Genomic DNA, 16,401 nt, shown 5'->3' with positions numbered 1-16,401 from the left:
AGAAATGCTTTCGACGCTGCGGCAGCCGGCTAGATCGTCGGTTGCCTTACTAGGTGTTATGCCTGCCCTCGGTTTGCCTAGGCATGGGCTGCTCTTATCGCGCTGTTATTTTACGTTCACCGGCTTGCTGGTTCACGAAAGTGCTCGGAAAAGAAACGAGCCCGCAAGAGGGGACTTGCGGGCTCCGAGGAGGAGATCGGAAGCAGTTATTAGGTGAGGGGATTTTGCTGCGACGCATAAGGGGAATACGTCCGACCGGAGGGGTGGTCTTTCAGCATTTTGCTTCCGCGTATCGATGTGGTTGTCAATGGCTTAACGCCGGGTCGAGTGAAACCGCAGGCGAAATCGATGCTTGGTTCGGAGGACGAGATTCCGATTGGTGCACCGTGCGGTTTCCCTTTCGACACTGAGAACAATACGCGTCTTTGCGTGCGCGCGCGCCACCCTTTAGGTAGTATTTTGGGCCGAATTCGGCATTTTTCCCTTTAACCCCAAAAGGGTGCCATTCACGTTTTCGCTGGTCAGATTCTTGCGCGTTCTTTTGGCGTATGGAGAGGGTTACAAACAACCTGTGCTAGTATTTTTGCACAAGGAAGGGTAACTATGACGAATTCGAATACAGCATCCGCCGCTTTGCCAGAAAACTTTACGCTTATTGACCTTGCTAAATCGGGGGGTTGGAAGGCGTTTGCCTCGACGGGCATCGCTTGCCCGCTGGCTTGGGGCTTCATTATCAACGCTATTGGCGCCACGAAACCGACGGGGCAGATTCCCTGGACGGTGTCGTACCTGGTGCTTGCCGTTGCCGTTATTGCATTCGCAGCGATATCACGCAGCATTCCGGCGTTCTTCACATCGCGAAGCATGGAGCTTGTCGCGGCGGTTCTGGGAGCGGCGAGCACCGTGTTTATGGTGCTGTCGTTCACGGTGATTGACAGCGTTTCCATTCAGTACCTTACCACGATATTGTGCGCGTGCGTGCTGGGGTGGCTGTATCTGCAATGGGGCACGTTCTATGCACAGCTAGGGCTGCGCTCGACGGTTTGCTACTTGTTTTTGGCGAATATTGGTGGGTCGACCATAAAGGCTTTCTCGCACTTCATTCCCATTTGGGGGCAGTGCTTGCTGGGGATGGCCCTGCCGGTTCTGTCGGTGGTGATGTGCAAAATTGCTATAGAGAATGCGCGCAAGGGTGCTAACCCGACGATGCGATTCGAGTCGCACAACATGCGCGGGCTTTGGAAAGTGGCCGTCGCCATTGCGGCGTTTAGCTTTGTGGTTGCGTTTCTGGTTGGGCAGTTTTTGGGGAACCAGAATTCTATCCCCGTTGCTGACTTTCTGATGAGCCGCCTGTTCGAGATTGCGATTTCGGCCATTGTGCTGTTCATTACCGTTGGGTTGAACAAGCCGTTCAACTTCTCGCAATTGTGGCGCATTGCGTTGCTGGTGCTTGGGCTTGACCTACTTACACAGGCGGCGTTTCCGGAGATCACCATTTTGCGCTGCGTGGAAAGCAGTGCTTGGGACTTGATCGTCCTGTTCGCTTGGCTGACGCTTTCCGACATTGCGCACCATTCGAAGCTGTCGGCGCCTTGGGTTTTCGGCATTGGCTGGGCGTGCTACACGGCACCGTTCGCTATTGGGTCGATTGCAGCCTCCGCCTACCCCGCTGGCGCCATTGATGCGCCGGTGATTGTTGCACTGATGTTTGTGCTGGTGCTGCTTTCGACGTTCTGCCTTGAGTTGCGCGACCAGGATACGAAGTGGCTGTTCGCCGAGCTGCGCGGGGAACCGGTGAGCGAACCGAGCGATTTCCGCAGCATCGACGAGCGCTGCGAGGAGGTTGGCAAGCAGCACGGGCTGACGCCGCGCGAGCTTGAGATCATGCAGCTGCTGTGCAAGGGACGGACGAAAGCGTACATTGCCGAGACGCTGTACTTGACCGAGAACACGGTGAAGGGGCACACGAAGCATATCTACTCGAAGCTTGACGTGCACAGCAAGCAAGAGCTGATGGACATGGTGGAGAAGTCGGCAAGCTAGCGATTTTGGCGGCCGCCCGCGCGGCGCACCCGCGGATTGCGCTTGGTATTCGCGTTTGCGATTTTGCTTGAGAGACGAAACGGCCCCGCCGATGTATTCAGCGGGGCCGTTGGCGTTTAGACGCTGTTGTTGGCTTTTCGCTAGTTCAGGCCACCTTGGCATTAGTCGACCGGAACGGCATCGAGTTCCAGCGGCGGCTCGACTTTGCAGACGTAGTCGTCAGCCGCTTCGTCGATGTCGATGAGCACGTGGCTGCGATCAGGCAGCTTGCCCTCGACGATCTTCTGCGCGATGCGATCGACGACCTCGCGCTGCACGAGGCGCTTGCAGGGACGCGCACCGTAAACCGGATCGAAGCCATCGATGGACAGGTGATCCATAGCGGCGGGCGTGACGTCGAGCGTAACGCGACGGTCGGCCAGGCGCTTGCGCACGTCGTCGAGCTGCAGCTCCACGATGGGCTCCATGTTCGCGATGGACAAGGCGTGGAACGTGATGACCTCGTCGATACGATTGAGGAACTCAGGGCGGAACGTGTTGCGCAGAGCATCGTTGATCATGTTGGACAGGTCAGCCAGGCTCTTCGCCGCAGACTTAACGTCGCCCTTCATGACGTTCTCCATGACGTCGCCCATGGACTCCTGCTTGCTGTTCGCGCTTTCGAATTCGCGAATGGCCTGGGAGCCGATGTTGCTGGTCATGATGATGATGGCGTTCTTGAACGACACCAAACGACCCTGGCCATCGGTCAGGCGGCCGTCGTCGAGCACCTGCAGCAAGATATTGAAGACGTCGGGATGAGCCTTCTCCACCTCGTCGAGCAGAATGACGCTGTACGGACGACGGCGCACGGCTTCGGTCAGCTGACCGCCCTCGTCGTAGCCTACGTATCCCGGAGGGGCACCGATAAGACGCTGCACGCTGAACTTCTCCATGTACTCGGACATGTCGATACGCACCATGGCCTTTTCGCTGTCGAACAGGTACTCGGCCAGTGCCTTTGCCAGCTCCGTTTTACCGACGCCGGTAGGACCGAGGAACAGGAAGCTGCCGATGGGCTTGTTCGGGTCGGACAGGCCGGCGCGGTTGCGGCGGATGGCACCGGCAACGGCGGAAACGGCTTCGTCCTGGCCGATGACGCGCTCATGCAGCTTGTCTTCCAAGTCGACGAGTTTCTCCATTTCGCCCTGCATCATCTTCGACACGGGGATGCCGGTCCACGTGGACACGACCTCGGCGATTTCTTCCTGAGACACCTCCTCTTTCAGGATTGCGCCGTCCTCCTGCTTTTCGTTGAGCGCCTGCTCGGCCTCTTGCAGCTTGCGCTGCAGGTCAGGGATGCGGCCGTAGCGGATTTCCGAAGCCTTCACCAAGTCGCCTTCGCGGGTAGCGCGCTCCTCGTCGGTTTGCGCCGCCTCGAGGTCGGCCTTGAGCGTTTGGACGTTCTCGATGACGTCCTTCTCGTTCTGCCATTCGGCCTTGCGCTTGGACAGGGCGTCTTGCGCGTCGGCGATTTCCTTGCGCAGGTGCTCAAGGCGTTCGCGACTGACGTCGTCGGTTTCCTTCATGAGCGCTTGCTCTTCGATTTGCATCTGCGTGAGCTTGCGTTCTGCCAGGTCAACCTCTTCAGGCATGCTGTCGATCTCGATGCGCAGGCGGCTGGCCGCCTCGTCCATAAGGTCGATGGCCTTGTCGGGCAGGAAGCGGTCGGAGATGTAGCGATTCGACAGCTCGGCGCATGCCACGATGGCGGCATCGGTGATGCGCACGCCATGATGGATTTCGTACTTCTCCTTCAGGCCACGCAAAATGGCGATGGTGTCCTCGACCGTGGGCTCGCTGACCATGACCGTCTGGAAACGGCGCTCAAGGGCGGCGTCCTTCTCGATGTACTTGCGGTACTCGTCGAGCGTGGTAGCGCCGATGGCGTGCAGTTCACCACGTGCAAGCGCCGGCTTGAGCATGTTGCCCGCGTCCATGGAGCTGTCGCCCGTAGAGCCTGCGCCCACGATGGTGTGAAGCTCATCGATGAACAGAATGATCTGTCCGTTCGATTCCTTCACCTCGCGCAGCACGGCCTTCAAGCGGTCCTCGAACTCGCCACGGTACTTCGCGCCGGCTACCATGGCGCCCAGGTCAAGCGCGATGACGTCGTGGTCCTTCAAGCCAGACGGCACGTCGCCTGCAACGATACGCTGGGCCAAGCCTTCAACGATAGCCGTTTTACCGACACCAGGCTCACCGATGAGCACGGGGTTGTTCTTCGTGCGGCGGCTGAGCACCTGGATGGTGCGGCGGATTTCCTCGGACCGGCCGATGACCGGATCGAGCTTGCCCTCGCGCGCCTTCTGCGTGAGGTTCTGGCCGTACTGGTTAAGCGCGTCGAGTTCGGGCTTGCTTTGCTGGTCGGTGACGCGGGTGCTGCCGCGAAGCGAGCTGTACGCCTCTTCGACGGTTTTGCCCGTAACGCCAAGACCATTGAGCACGCGGCCCGCCTCACCCTTGTCCTGGGCAAGCGCGATGAGCAGGTGTTCGGTGGTTGCATAGCTGTCGCCCATGCGCTCGGCGGCCTTCACGGCGTTATCGATGACCTTAATGAGGTTGTTGCTGGGCATGGCCATAGGCATGCTGGAGCCGGAAGCCTTGGGCATAGCGGCGATAGCGTCATCGACGTTGCGCGACAGCTGCGCCGGATCGGCGCCGATGCGCTTGATGATGGCCGACAGGTTGTTCTCCGATGCGTCCAGCATTGCCTTGAGCAGATGAATGGGCTCGATGGTGCTGGACTGGGCATCGCCGGCAACGCCCATGGAAGCCTGGAAGGCCTCTTGAGCGGTAACGGCAAGTTTATCTAGTCTCATGTGAACCTCCTTTAAGTTGGTTCTACGTGGTTATTACAAAAGCGAGCTGGGACGGCGCACGACGATGGCCGTAGGCGATTGCACAAGGGAATTCACGCTTTCGCGCGTTTCCAACTCATGCACGCGGTCGGCCAAACGGCGCACGCGCTTGTGCAGGTCGTCGATTTCCTGGTCACGGTCGTCAAGGCGTCCCTGCAGGTCAAGGATGCGAATGACGCCCGCAAGGTTTATGCCTTCGCCCGTGAGCTCGTTGATGAGCGCAAGGCGCTCGATGTCGGCTTGCGAGTACATGCGCGTGTTCCCGCTGGTGCGCTGCGGCGTGACGAGGCCTTTTTGCTCGTAAGCGCGCAACGTCTGCGGATGAACGCCCGCAAGCTCGGCGGCTACGCCGATCATGTATAAAGGCCGGTTGCGGTCGTTCCACTCGGGCATGCTTACCAGCTCCTCACATCATCGGGCGACGCTTGCAAAAACGCCTCCATTGCCTTCGTTTGCGCTTCATTCATATGCTTCGGGACCTGCACCTTCACGGTGATTTTTAGGTCACCGTTTCCGGTTCCCTTGACGCGCGGGGCGCCCTTGCCGCGCACCGACATGACCGTTTGGTCCTGCGTGCCAGCCGGGATTTTCACGCGCACCTTCGTGCCGTCGGGAGCGGGAACCACCACGCTTGCGCCCAATGCCGCCTCCGCGACGTTGACCGGAACGTCGATGAGCACATCGGCGCCGTCGCGCTTGAAGTACGGGTGGTCCTGAATGCGCGTGGTTACGAGCAAGTCGCCTGCAGCGCCGCCGTTTTCGCCCGGAGCGCCCTTGCACTTGAAGCGCAGGCGACCTCCGTCGACCGCACCCGCCGGAACCTTCACCGTAAGCGTTTCGGAATCCGTGCGACCGGGGACGCGAACCGTCACGCGCTTTTCCGTGCCGGCAAACGCTTCCTCAAACGTGACGTTCAGGGTAACGTTCATGTCCTGGCCCTTGCGCGGGCGCGGCTGACGGCCGCCGAACCCGCTGGCACCGCCGCCATTGAAATCCCAGTTCGTGCCGAACGCGCCTTCGCCCCGACGAATGCTTTCCAGAATGTCGGCCCAGCTGCCGAAGCCGCCGGCACCGCCACCTCCGAAGATGTCGTCCATGTTGACGGCGCCGCCGCCCCAGCCGTGGGGGATTTGGTTCTCGTTCGCTGTGCCGTATTGGTCGTATAGCTTGCGCTTCTTGTCGTCGGACAAAACCTCGTAGGCTTCGTTGATTTCCTTGAACTTGGCCTCGTCGCCGCCCGCATCGGGGTGGTACTTACGCGCCAGTTTGCGGAACGCCTTCTTGATTTCGTCGGTGGACGCCGTGCGCGGAACGCCCAGCGTTTTGTAGTAGTCCGGAGTAGCCGGCATGCAATCCACCTTCCTTTCGCTATGAACAGCGAGGGCGGACCAACCGCCCGCCCTCGCAGAAGTTATCTATTCGCCTTCGCTCTCGGGCTTCGGCCTTTTCGGGCCGCCCGTGGTGACGGTGACCATGGCTGCACGAAGAACTTTCGTTCCCATCTTGTAGCCCTTCTGGTACACCTCATGCACCGTTTCATCAGGAACGGAAGCATCGTCAACCGTTGCAACCGCTTGGCATTCAAGCGCATCGAACGCCTCGCCTGCCGGGTTGATGACCTGCACTCCGCCGCTTTCAAGAACGTTCACGAACTTGTTGTGCACGGCTTTCACGCCGTCGATCAAGCCCGCTTCGCCGTTCTTCTCAGCGTAGTCGATGGTGCGTTCGAAGTCATCGATGACGGGGAGCAGCTTCTCGACCAGCTTTTCGCCGGCGCGGACGCGCTCTTGCTCGCGCTGCTCTGCCGTGCGACGACGATACGTGTCCCACTCAGCATGCAGGCGCAGGTACTTGTCCTGCCAGTCCTTCGCTTCGGCTTGCGCCTGGGCGACCAGTTCGTCGTTGGTGGGGGCGGCTTCTTCGGGCTGACCTTCCAACACCTCTTCTGCTTCCTTCACCACGTCGGATGCGGCATCGGCGGCCTCGGGGGCGCCGCCCTGTTCGGCGGCGCCTTCCTGCTGGCTTGCAACGTTGGCGTCCTCGATGGGAATCTGCTTGCCTTCGGCCTGCGTCGCGCGCTCAGGCTTGGGCGTGCTCTGCTCAGCCATGGCTACTACTTCCCTTCCTTGTCGTCAACAACCTCGTAGTCGGCTTCGATGGGGCCGTCGTCGGACTGAGCGCCCGCGGCAGCACCAGCGGCACCGGCAGCGCCCTCAGCACCCTGCTGCTGGCTGTAAGCAACCTCAGCCAGCTTGTAACCAGCCTGCTGCAGCTTCTCGGTAGCAGCCTTGATGGCTTCGATATCGGTACCGGACAGCGCCGTCTTAGCCTCGTTGATAGCTTCCTCAGCAGCGGACTTGGAGTCGGCAGGAACCTTGTCGCCCAGCTCGTTGAGCGTCTGCTCGGTGGCGTTCACCAGAGCGTCGCAGTTGTTGCGAGTCTCGACTTCTTCCTTGCGCTTCTTGTCCTCCTCGGCATGAGCCTCGGCGTCCTTCACCATGCGGTCGACTTCCTCGTCGTTCAGAGCCGTGGAGCCGCTAATGGTAATCTGCTGCTGCTTGCCCGTGCCCAGATCCTTAGCGGAAACGTTCACGATACCGTTAGCATCGATATCGAACGTGACCTCGATCTGCGGCACACCGCGGCGAGCAGCCGGAATGCCGGTCAGCTGGAACTTGCCGAGCGTCTTGTTGTCCTTGGCCATCTGACGCTCGCCCTGCAGGACGTGAATCTCAACGGACGTCTGATTGTCGGCAGCCGTGGAGTAAATCTCGGTCTTACGGGTAGGAATGGTGGTGTTGCGGTCGATCATCTTCGTCATGACGCCGCCCATGGTCTCAACACCCAGGGACAGAGGCGTAACGTCGAGCAGCAGAATGCCCTCAACATCGCCTGCAAGCACGCCGCCCTGAACAGCTGCACCCATAGCCACAACCTCGTCGGGGTTCACGGACATGTTCGGCTGCTTGCCGGTCATGCGCTTCACCAGTTCCTGCACGGCGGGCATACGGGTGGAACCGCCAACGAGGATGACCTCGTCGATTTCGCCCTGCGACATGTTGGCGTCACGCAGCGCCTGCTCAACAGGCTTGCGGCAACGGTCGAGCAAATCCTTGGTGATGGACTCGAACTCGGCGCGGGTAAGCGTGTAGTCCAGGTGCTTCGGGCCGGTGGCATCTGCGGTGATGAACGGCAGGTTGATGTTGGCCTGCGTGGTGCTGGACAGCTCCATCTTCGCCTTCTCGGCAGCTTCCTTCAGGCGCTGCAGAGCCATCTTGTCTTTGCGCAGGTCGATGCCGCCGTTGTCCTTCGCGAACTTGTCGGCCAACCAATCGATAACGCGGTGATCCCAGTCGTCGCCGCCAAGGTGGTTGTCACCAGCGGTAGCGGCAACCTCGAACACGCCGTCGCCCAGCTCCAGGATGGACACGTCGAACGTGCCGCCGCCCAGGTCGAACACGAGGATCTTCTCGTCCTTGTTCGTCTTGTCCAGGCCATAGGCCAGAGCAGCTGCCGTCGGCTCGTTGATAATACGCAGAACCTCGAGGCCAGCGATCTTGCCGGCGTCCTTGGTGGCCTGACGCTGAGCGTCGTTGAAGTAAGCCGGAACGGTGATGACGGCCTGCGTGATGGGCGAGCCGACCTGCTTCTCGGCGTCGTTCTTCAGCTTCTGCAGGACCATGGCGGAGATTTCCTCGGGCGTGTAGTCCTTGCCGTCGATGTCGACAACGGTACGACCGTCCTTGCCGGCCTTCACCTTGTAGCTGACCTTGCTCTGCTCGTCAGCGGTTTCGGCAAAGGAACGACCGATGAAACGCTTGACGGAAGAAACGGTGTTCTCGGGGTTGGTGACAGCCTGGTTCTTAGCAGCCTTACCGACCACGCGCTCGCCGTCCTTGCGGAAACCTTCAACAGACGGAGTAGTGCGGTCGCCCTCGGCGTTTACGAGAATTTCAGGCTCGGAGCCTTCCATGACGGCCATGGCGGAGTTCGTGGTGCCAAGGTCGATACCCAAAATCTTGCTCATATGTTGCTTCCTCTCACTTGGAGTTATGTAACCGAAGTTAAGTGCTGGCGGCTTTTGCCTTGGGGGCTTAGCCTTTTTCCAACGATTCGTAATATAAAATCTAAGTCTCAACCTGTCAAGTTATTTGCGAAATTAAAGGTTACGTTTTGTTAACGCGAACTTGTCAGGAAGATCAAGCGAGCGAATACAAGCTTTTGAACTGGGAAAACAGTCTGAAAACACGCAAAACGGCTCTTGAAAAAACTTCTCCGAGAGCCGTTTTCGCCGTCATTTTTTCGTCACGGAAATCTAAGTGGGACCTTGTAAACCTTACTGGTTCAGGCAGTTGCGGGCCGGAATCTCCCTCCGGCAAGAAGACCCCGCATGCGCGATTCGCTTTACGCGTGCAGGGTTTCTTGCTGCGAGGGTTTTCACCCCTGCATGCAACAGGGCCTTACCTATATATAGGTAAGGCCCTGTTTTCGTTTGCGATATGCTGCTTCGCGATTATTCCTCGACAACCTCGGGGATAGCGCCCATGGGGCACTCCTCGACGCAGTCGCCACAAGCGATGCAGTTGTCCTCGTTCACGACCTCGACAACGCCGCCGTTCACTTCCAGAACCTCCTGCGGGCATGCGTCAACGCAGATGCCGCAGCCGATGCACTCGTCAGTCTCGATAACCGGATGAGCCATGGTAACTCCTTCTCGTCTATAATCCCCGGCGAAATGTTACCGGGTCATACCCCAATTAAACAATGCCCGCACAATACCACTACTGCGCACGATTGCAATACGAATCAGGAAAAATCGAAAGGCTTGTCGAGGAACGGCACCCGCGCTTAACAAATGCGCGGCAACTGTTCGCCAACAAGCATGTCGAGGATGCGCGTTCCGCCAAACGCAGTACGCAGAAACACCTTCGACCCGCGCTCGGGCTGCATTTCCGAAACCTCGCCGATGATGGCCGCATCGGCGCCGTACTTGTTCGCGCGAATGGCCGCAAGCGCTGCGTCGGCGTCCTCGGGCGCAACGATGCACACCATTTTGCCTTCGTTGGCCACCTGCAGCACGTCGTAGCCGAGCATGTCGCACGCGCCTTGCACGGCGGGCTTCACAGGCACGGCGTCTTCCTCGACGGTGATGTCGGTGCCGGACTGCGCTGCCAGCTCGTTGAGCGTAGACGCCAAGCCGCCGCGCGTGGGGTCGCGGAAGCAGCGCGTGCCGGGCGCCGCTGCCAACACGTCCGCAATAAGATGGTTGAGCGGCGCAGCATCGCTTTGCAGGTCGGCCTTGAACGACAGCGACTCGCGGCAGCTCATGATGGTGATGCCGTGATCGCCGAGCGTGCCGCTGACCAGCACTTTGTCGCCCGGCTTGCACTGCGCGCCGCCCAGGTTCACGCCTTCGGGCAGCGTGCCGACGCCTGCCGTGTTGATGTACACGCCGTCGCCATGCCCGCGGTTGACTACCTTCGTGTCGCCCGTGACCAGATGCACGCCGGCTTCTTTCGCCACCTCGGCCATGCTGGCGCAGATACGCTTGAGGTCGCTGATGGGGAAGCCCTCTTCCAGCACGAAACCGCAGCTGAGGTAGCGTGGCGTGGCGCCGCTGGTGGCCACGTCGTTCACCGTGCCGCACACCGCCAGGCGCCCGATATCGCCACCCGGGAAGAAGTGCGGCGTCACCACGAAGCTGTCGGTGGAAAACGCCAGGCGCTCGCCCGGCGCCGGGGCGGGCAGCACCGCCGCGTCGTCTCCGCGCAGCAGCTCCTCGCCCGCATATGCAGCGAAGAACACCTCGTCGATGATGCGCTTCATCATGGTTCCGCCACTGCCGTGGCCGAGCATGACTGTTTCGTCCATGAATGCTCCTTGGAATACACGGCGACCTTGCCGGCAGGGGCAAGGTCGCCTTCGCAGCAGCACTACTTGCTGCCGCGATCACGTTCAGTGTTCGTGGCGATGTTCCGTGACGGTAAGCACGAGCTTGCCGTTCTGCACGCCTTTCGTTCCCAGAATAAGGTTCGCGATGTCCTGCACCAGTCCCGTTTCGCCGCGCAGCACGATGACTTCCAGGCACATGTGCGCGTCAAGATGCACGTGCATGGACGACACGATGTTACCGAAATACTCGTGCTGGATGGCGTGCAACTTTTCCTGCAGGTCGTTTGCGTGGTGGTCGAACACGATGGTGAGCGTGCCGGCAACTTCGATGCCAGGCGTAGCGCACTCGTCCTCCACCAGGGCGTCGCGCACCAGATCACGCACCACTTCGCTGCGGTTTTTCGCCAACCCGCGACGCGCGACCAAATGGTCGAAACGCACAAGCAGGTCTTCGGGCATGGCCACGGAAAACCGCATGAGGTCTTTACTCATGCGCTACACAAGCTTGACGGTTACGCCGCCGGCGGCCTGCGCGTCGTCTTCCAGCGCGTCTTTCGCCTCGTCAAGCAGCGCGCGCACGTCGTCGATCATGGCCTGCGCCTCGTGCAGCTTCTTGGAAACGGTTTCGTAGCCAGCATCGCCCGCTTTATGGCCGAGCGTGTGCGCCCAGCGACGCTCGAGCTTCAAATGGTCGTCGATCTGCTCGATCATCATCTCGAACTGGCCGGTGTTGATTCCGTTGGTGCACATAGCGTCCTCCTTCGATTGCGCGGCGCCTGCAGAATAGGCGCGCCGCGATGGTGCTGTTCTTGCTATGATTCGGTTATACGGCGAAGGGCTTTCAAGGGCAAGAGCGGGTGTGAAAAAATCCATGACTGGTAACAAATACAAGGTCGCACTTAACGAAACATGGGATTTGTTCGGTTCGCTCATGTCTGGAGCCCGCAGCGGGCTTGTTGGCGTGATCAGCGCGAAACCGTTGTCTGACGCCGCGCAAAACGCCGTGAAAAGCTCAGCGAAAGCGCTTGGGTACGGCGACGAAGCCTGCACGTTCATAACCACCGAAGGCCTTGAAGAGCACGCGCTGTTCGTGCTGCTCGAGGGGCTCGACCCGTTGTGCCTGGTAGCCGCCGACGGTAAAACAGCCGCGCTGCTGGGGCAAGCGTACCGATGCAGCGTCCCAACCGGTGATGCATGCCGTTTGTTCGGCCGCACCGCCGTTTCGTTCATTGATTTCGAATCGTTGCTGCAAACGCCGCAGGATAAACAGATTGCCTGGGCGTTGTTGAAAAAGCTTCCAAAACTGAATAGCTAGCAACCTAGAGAGCGTTTCGCTTCGCATGCGACGGCGAAGCGTTTTCGCCTCGTGTTTGGAGCCAGAGCTTCGCCCTGCGACGAAGCGGCAACTGACTGCGAAGGCACCGCCGGGTCGTACGGATGAAGACAACCAATTTCGCCCCTAACATGACGAAAGGCCGCGGGGGAAGCGGCCTTTCGTCAGACGAGTGAAACGAGGGGGAGGAGATAAGTGAGGATTTGTTTATCTCCGACGAGAGATAATATACGGTATTACCTATTCTGGGTCAAGAATAATTTCGAAAGATGTTTCGATTGCTTCGTTTGCGGATACGAGCGATTCGAAAACGGCGCTTTTAACGCTTGTCACGTGTTGCTTTCCAGCTCTTTACCGTCCCAGCCACCTGGGCTGTTACCATAGACGCATCACAACGGGCAGCCGTACCGCATGCGGCATGCATCGCATTGAAGGAAAGGGAGCTTTCATGGCTAACAAGGGCTTGGCGAAGGGTCACGACGCCCTGAGCATTCTGGTTACCGGCGGCGCTGGCTTCATCGGCAGCCACACCTGCGTGGAGCTGATCCAGCAGGGATACCGCGTCATCATCGTCGACGACCTGAGCAATTCGAGCCAGGTGGCGGTCGATCGCATCCGCAAGATCTGCGGCTTGGCAGCCGACGACGCACAGCTGCGCTTCTACGAGAACAACATCCTGGACCGCGAGGCGCTTTCCGCCATCTTCGACGAGAACGACGTTGACGCCATCATCCACTTCGCCGGCTTCAAGGCCGTGGGCGAAAGCGTGCAGAAGCCGCTTGAGTACTACTGGAACAACATCGCCGGCACGCTGGTGCTGTGCGACGTGGCGCGCAGCCACGGCGTGAAAAACCTGGTGTTCTCCAGCAGCGCAACGGTGTACGGCGAGCCCGAGTTCATCCCGATCACCGAAGACTGCCCGAAGCACGACTGCACGAACCCCTACGGCTGGACGAAGAGCATGCTTGAGCAGGTGCTCTCCGACCTGTACGTCGGCGACAACGAGTGGAACATCGTGCTACTGCGCTACTTCAACCCCATCGGCGCGCACGAGAGCGGCCTTATCGGCGAGGACCCGAAGGGCATCCCGAACAACCTGCTGCCCTACGTGGCGCAGGTTGCCGTGGGCAAGCTTGAGTGCGTGGGCGTGTTCGGCAACGACTACGACACGCCGGACGGCACGGGCGTGCGCGACTACATCCATGTGGTCGACCTGGCCCGCGGCCATGTGGCGGCCCTGGACTGGATGGGTGGCAAGGTTGGCACCGGCAAGGCGCTGGGCCTGGGTTCCATCAAAGGCGAGGCCGCCGAGGACGGCAGCCGCCGCGGCGTGGGCATCTTCAACCTGGGCACCGGCAAGGGCTCGAGCGTGCTCGACGTGGTGCACGCATTCGAGAAGGCGTGCGGCCACGAGATCCCGTACCAGATCAAGCCGCGCCGCGCAGGCGACGTTGCCACGAACTACGCCGCGTGCGACAAGGCGCGCACCGAGCTGGGCTGGGTTGCCCAGTACGACCTGGACCGCATGTGCGCCGACAGCTGGCGCTGGCAGTCGATGAACCCCGACGGATACGCCACGAAGTAGCGAACCGCTGTTCACTTTACAAATCGCCCCGCAGCCAATGGCTGCGGGGCGATTTTGCTTGCGCTCGTTTAAGTCTAAAAGCGGTGACCTTTCTCGCAAACGCAACAGGGGCGGAAACGCCGCTGCGCTCCCGCCCCTGCAATAGTGCGAATCGCTAATAGCCGTAGCCTGACGAGCCGCCCGCCGACACACTGGTACTGGTATCGGAATAGGTTCCCGTACCCGAACCGCCTATGCCTGTTGCCGGCGTTTGTGCATACGACGAATCCGTATACCCATAGTTTCCACCAGTCGACGAGCCAGTCGAACCGCCGTACGACGACGAGTTGTCAACATAGCCATAGCCCGTGCTTGTTCCATAGCTTCCCGAGCTGTAGGAATTGCCGGTGTCGTAATCGTTGCCGGAATACGTTCTGTACCCGTTGCTTGAAGACGTTGCGTCGTAATCGTTGCCCGCGTACGCGCCGGTGCCGCTCGACAAGCCGTTTGCGGAAGAAGTTGCAGAGTATTGCTGAGCAAGCTTGCTAGTAGTGCCCACAATGCCGCTCGGATCCCCGCCGGAACCTACGATTTGCATCATCTCCGTGACCTTGTCTTCATCGGCAAAGACGTAGGAGACATCGCCAACATACCCCGTGATAGACGGCAGCATGGCGGAATACATGGTCAAATCGCCGTTGCCCTGGAACTGCTGAGCAAGCGAAATGATGTCGGCGATTTTCATATCGGTCGTAACGCACTTCGCCGCCGCCTGCACCACGCCTGGCAGCTCGGTTACTGGCAGCGAGAGGACCTTGTTCGCCAGTGCCTCGATGAGCTTTCGCTGGTTGGACGTGCGCGTAAAGTCGCCATCAACATAGGCACGGCTACGAGCGAACACCAGCGCCTGGGTTCCGTTAAGGTGTTGCTCGCCCTCCTCGATGATGACGGGGTCGGTTCCTGACCAGGAGTTGTCGGCATCGGGATCGTCGATTCGCTCGTCGACGACAACATCAACGCCGCCAACCGCATCGACCAAGCTGACGAGCGCATCGAAATTCACTTCAGCATAGTGAGAAATGTCGACGCCCGTCAGCTGAGAAGCTTCGCGAATAGCTGCCGCAGCGCCACCATAATTGTATGCAGCGTTGAATTTGTTCGTGCCATACCCGTCGATGTCGATCATGGTATCGCGAGGAATGGAAACAAGCGTTGCCTGGTTATTCACCGGATCGATGCGCACGACGATGTTCGTGTCCGATCGGGCACCCATTTCTTCATCGTCCTCGCGCTTATCGGAGCCGATTAGCATCATGTAAAACGGCTCATCAAAGCTAGATGTGACAAGCTGTTCGTTGATGCTCTCGAGCTCTTCGCTTGTTTTGTCACCAGTGTTCAGCTGAGAATTAACGCCGTTGAGCCACACGGCGAACGCGGTGCCGCAGCCAATCAAGGCAACAACAAGGGCGCAGCAGACTCCGATAGCGATCTTTTTGCCTTTACCCGACTTTCGCTTCCTTTGCGACGAATACACAGGGTTGGAACGCGAATATTGCGTGACACCTGTTTGGTTTCGAAACGCGTTGTTGGCATCATGGCCTTGCGAACCAGGAATATAAGCAGGGCGATATCCAGTTGATTGAGAATCCTGCGGCATGTTCGCCTGGGGGTGGCGGTTCTTCTTGAATGCCATGCAAATCTCCTCACAGCTATTGTGTTCGAGCACGTTGTACTTGTCGCACCGCCCAGAACCCATGCGGTCTCCCCGCCGACATGGTGCCTACGCAGCCCGAATCGTTTTGCAATCGTTTTCGTTCTGTGAGCAACCGCCCATCGCAGTTACGCACGGAAAACCATTCTCAATTGTATCATCCTGGAACTTGAACCATAAAAAAGGCACGTCATCGGCCACACGCCTTCACGATACAACCGCATCCTCCCCAAATTCAATGCGATTTCCCACCCAGTAACTATTGTTTATAGTATCGGCGAAACGTAACCGCTCTATTACGGCAGTACGTAACACCAGCGTTACGCTCAGCCCATGAAGCAGACCCGCCAACATAGCGACCCGCTAACCGACGCAACGTTTGACGCGCCATCACTTGCGGAAACGCTTGGGCGGAACGTCAAGGCTTTGCGAAAAGACGAGCGCATCACGAAAACAAGGTTTGCAGCGATGGTGGGCATCGGCCGGCCCCTGCTGAACAAAATAGAGAACGGCACGGCCAACGTCCGCCTTTCCCTTGTGGAAGAACTTGCATCAGCGCTTGATACCACGCCGCACTTCCTGCTCTTCGGCACACAAGGGATTTCGAACGCCCCCGAGTTTCCGCCGACCTCACCGAACTGGCCTCTTGAGCCCTATGTGTAGAAGATTCCCGAACGTTTTCGTTCTGCTCGCTTGCAGAAGCGTGTTTTAGGCTATAATGCCCACACGGTTTGGCGTGGAGCGCAAACCGAATGTATGCGGGTGTCGCCAAGTGGTAAGGCACGAGCTTCCCAAGCTCGCATTCGCGGGTTCGAGTCCCGTCACCCGCTCCATTGATAACTTTCCTGCAGCCGCAACGTTGCCTGCAGTTTTGGAAACGGACCTTGATAGGGACGAGAACCGAGAGGTGGTTTTGCTAAAAACATGCCAGTGGCATGTTTTTAGCAAAACGCCCGAA

General features: G+C 59.2%; 14 protein-coding genes and 1 tRNA gene. 5 read left to right on the top strand and 10 right to left on the bottom strand.

The features are described from left to right. The first annotated feature begins 603 nt into the window (after nucleotides 1–603). Nucleotides 604–2,043 (top strand): helix-turn-helix transcriptional regulator, encoded by a 1,440-nt coding sequence (locus ET524_RS05035; protein WP_129423773.1) that lies wholly within the window; start codon nucleotides 604–606, stop codon nucleotides 2,041–2,043. Nucleotides 2,044–2,204: 161 nt separating this feature from the next. On the opposite strand, the gene ET524_RS05030 is transcribed toward ET524_RS05035, so the two are convergent. The 9 genes from ET524_RS05030 to ET524_RS04990 form a co-directional block, all read right to left on the bottom strand. Next, nucleotides 2,205–4,904: an ATP-dependent Clp protease ATP-binding subunit gene (locus tag ET524_RS05030; protein ID WP_129423771.1), complete on the bottom strand. Its 2,700-nt coding sequence runs from the start codon at nucleotides 4,902–4,904 to the stop codon at nucleotides 2,205–2,207. Between the two features lie 33 nt (nucleotides 4,905–4,937). Further along, a complete protein-coding gene (locus tag ET524_RS05025) occupies nucleotides 4,938–5,336 on the bottom strand; it encodes a heat shock protein transcriptional repressor HspR (RefSeq protein WP_129423769.1) in 399 nt (132 codons plus the stop codon). 2 nt (nucleotides 5,337–5,338) lie between these two features. Next, on the bottom strand, nucleotides 5,339–6,292 hold the full coding sequence (locus ET524_RS05020) for a DnaJ C-terminal domain-containing protein (RefSeq protein ID WP_129423767.1): 954 nt from the start codon (nucleotides 6,290–6,292) through the stop codon (nucleotides 5,339–5,341). A gap of 66 nt (nucleotides 6,293–6,358) precedes the next feature. Continuing rightward, nucleotides 6,359–7,051, bottom strand: a complete 693-nt coding sequence (locus ET524_RS05015; RefSeq protein WP_129423765.1) for a nucleotide exchange factor GrpE — start codon at nucleotides 7,049–7,051, stop codon at nucleotides 6,359–6,361. Nucleotides 7,052–7,056: 5 nt separating this feature from the next. Next, nucleotides 7,057–8,970: a molecular chaperone DnaK gene (gene dnaK / locus ET524_RS05010; RefSeq protein ID WP_129423763.1), complete on the bottom strand. Its 1,914-nt coding sequence runs from the start codon at nucleotides 8,968–8,970 to the stop codon at nucleotides 7,057–7,059. Between the two features lie 486 nt (nucleotides 8,971–9,456). Next, nucleotides 9,457–9,645, bottom strand: coding sequence for an ATP-binding protein (locus ET524_RS05005; RefSeq protein WP_129423761.1), 189 nt, complete (start codon nucleotides 9,643–9,645; stop codon nucleotides 9,457–9,459). A 146-nt stretch (nucleotides 9,646–9,791) separates the two neighbouring features. Further along, nucleotides 9,792–10,814 (bottom strand): hydrogenase expression/formation protein HypE, encoded by a 1,023-nt coding sequence (gene hypE / locus ET524_RS05000; RefSeq protein WP_129423759.1) that lies wholly within the window; start codon nucleotides 10,812–10,814, stop codon nucleotides 9,792–9,794. An 84-nt stretch (nucleotides 10,815–10,898) separates the two neighbouring features. Next, on the bottom strand, nucleotides 10,899–11,327 hold the full coding sequence (nikR, locus tag ET524_RS04995; protein WP_129423757.1) for a nickel-responsive transcriptional regulator NikR: 429 nt from the start codon (nucleotides 11,325–11,327) through the stop codon (nucleotides 10,899–10,901). A gap of 3 nt (nucleotides 11,328–11,330) precedes the next feature. Beyond that, complete coding sequence (locus tag ET524_RS04990; protein ID WP_129423755.1) at nucleotides 11,331–11,585, bottom strand: dynein gamma chain protein; 255 nt, start codon at nucleotides 11,583–11,585, stop codon at nucleotides 11,331–11,333. A gap of 121 nt (nucleotides 11,586–11,706) precedes the next feature. On the opposite strand from ET524_RS04990, the gene ET524_RS04985 reads away from it, so the two are divergent. Next, the gene (locus ET524_RS04985) at nucleotides 11,707–12,150 is read left to right on the top strand and encodes a hypothetical protein (RefSeq protein WP_201738672.1); all 444 of its coding nucleotides are present in this window, start codon (nucleotides 11,707–11,709) and stop codon (nucleotides 12,148–12,150) included. 466 nt (nucleotides 12,151–12,616) lie between these two features. After that, nucleotides 12,617–13,753: a UDP-glucose 4-epimerase GalE gene (gene galE, locus ET524_RS04980; RefSeq protein ID WP_129423751.1), complete on the top strand. Its 1,137-nt coding sequence runs from the start codon at nucleotides 12,617–12,619 to the stop codon at nucleotides 13,751–13,753. Nucleotides 13,754–13,907: 154 nt separating this feature from the next. On the opposite strand, the gene ET524_RS04975 is transcribed toward galE, so the two are convergent. Further along, nucleotides 13,908–15,425, bottom strand: coding sequence for an LCP family protein (locus ET524_RS04975; RefSeq protein ID WP_201738671.1), 1,518 nt, complete (start codon nucleotides 15,423–15,425; stop codon nucleotides 13,908–13,910). Between the two features lie 351 nt (nucleotides 15,426–15,776). On the opposite strand from ET524_RS04975, the gene ET524_RS04970 reads away from it, so the two are divergent. Further along, nucleotides 15,777–16,106, top strand: coding sequence for a helix-turn-helix domain-containing protein (locus tag ET524_RS04970; RefSeq protein WP_129423749.1), 330 nt, complete (start codon nucleotides 15,777–15,779; stop codon nucleotides 16,104–16,106). 95 nt (nucleotides 16,107–16,201) lie between these two features. After that, nucleotides 16,202–16,276 (top strand) — tRNA-Gly (locus tag ET524_RS04965). Nucleotides 16,277–16,401: the final 125 nt, after the last annotated feature.

This window comes from Senegalimassilia faecalis (assembly GCF_004135645.1).
Taxonomy (GTDB): domain Bacteria; phylum Actinomycetota; class Coriobacteriia; order Coriobacteriales; family Eggerthellaceae; genus Senegalimassilia; species Senegalimassilia faecalis.
This window is presented reverse-complemented; position numbering and strand designations above follow the sequence as displayed.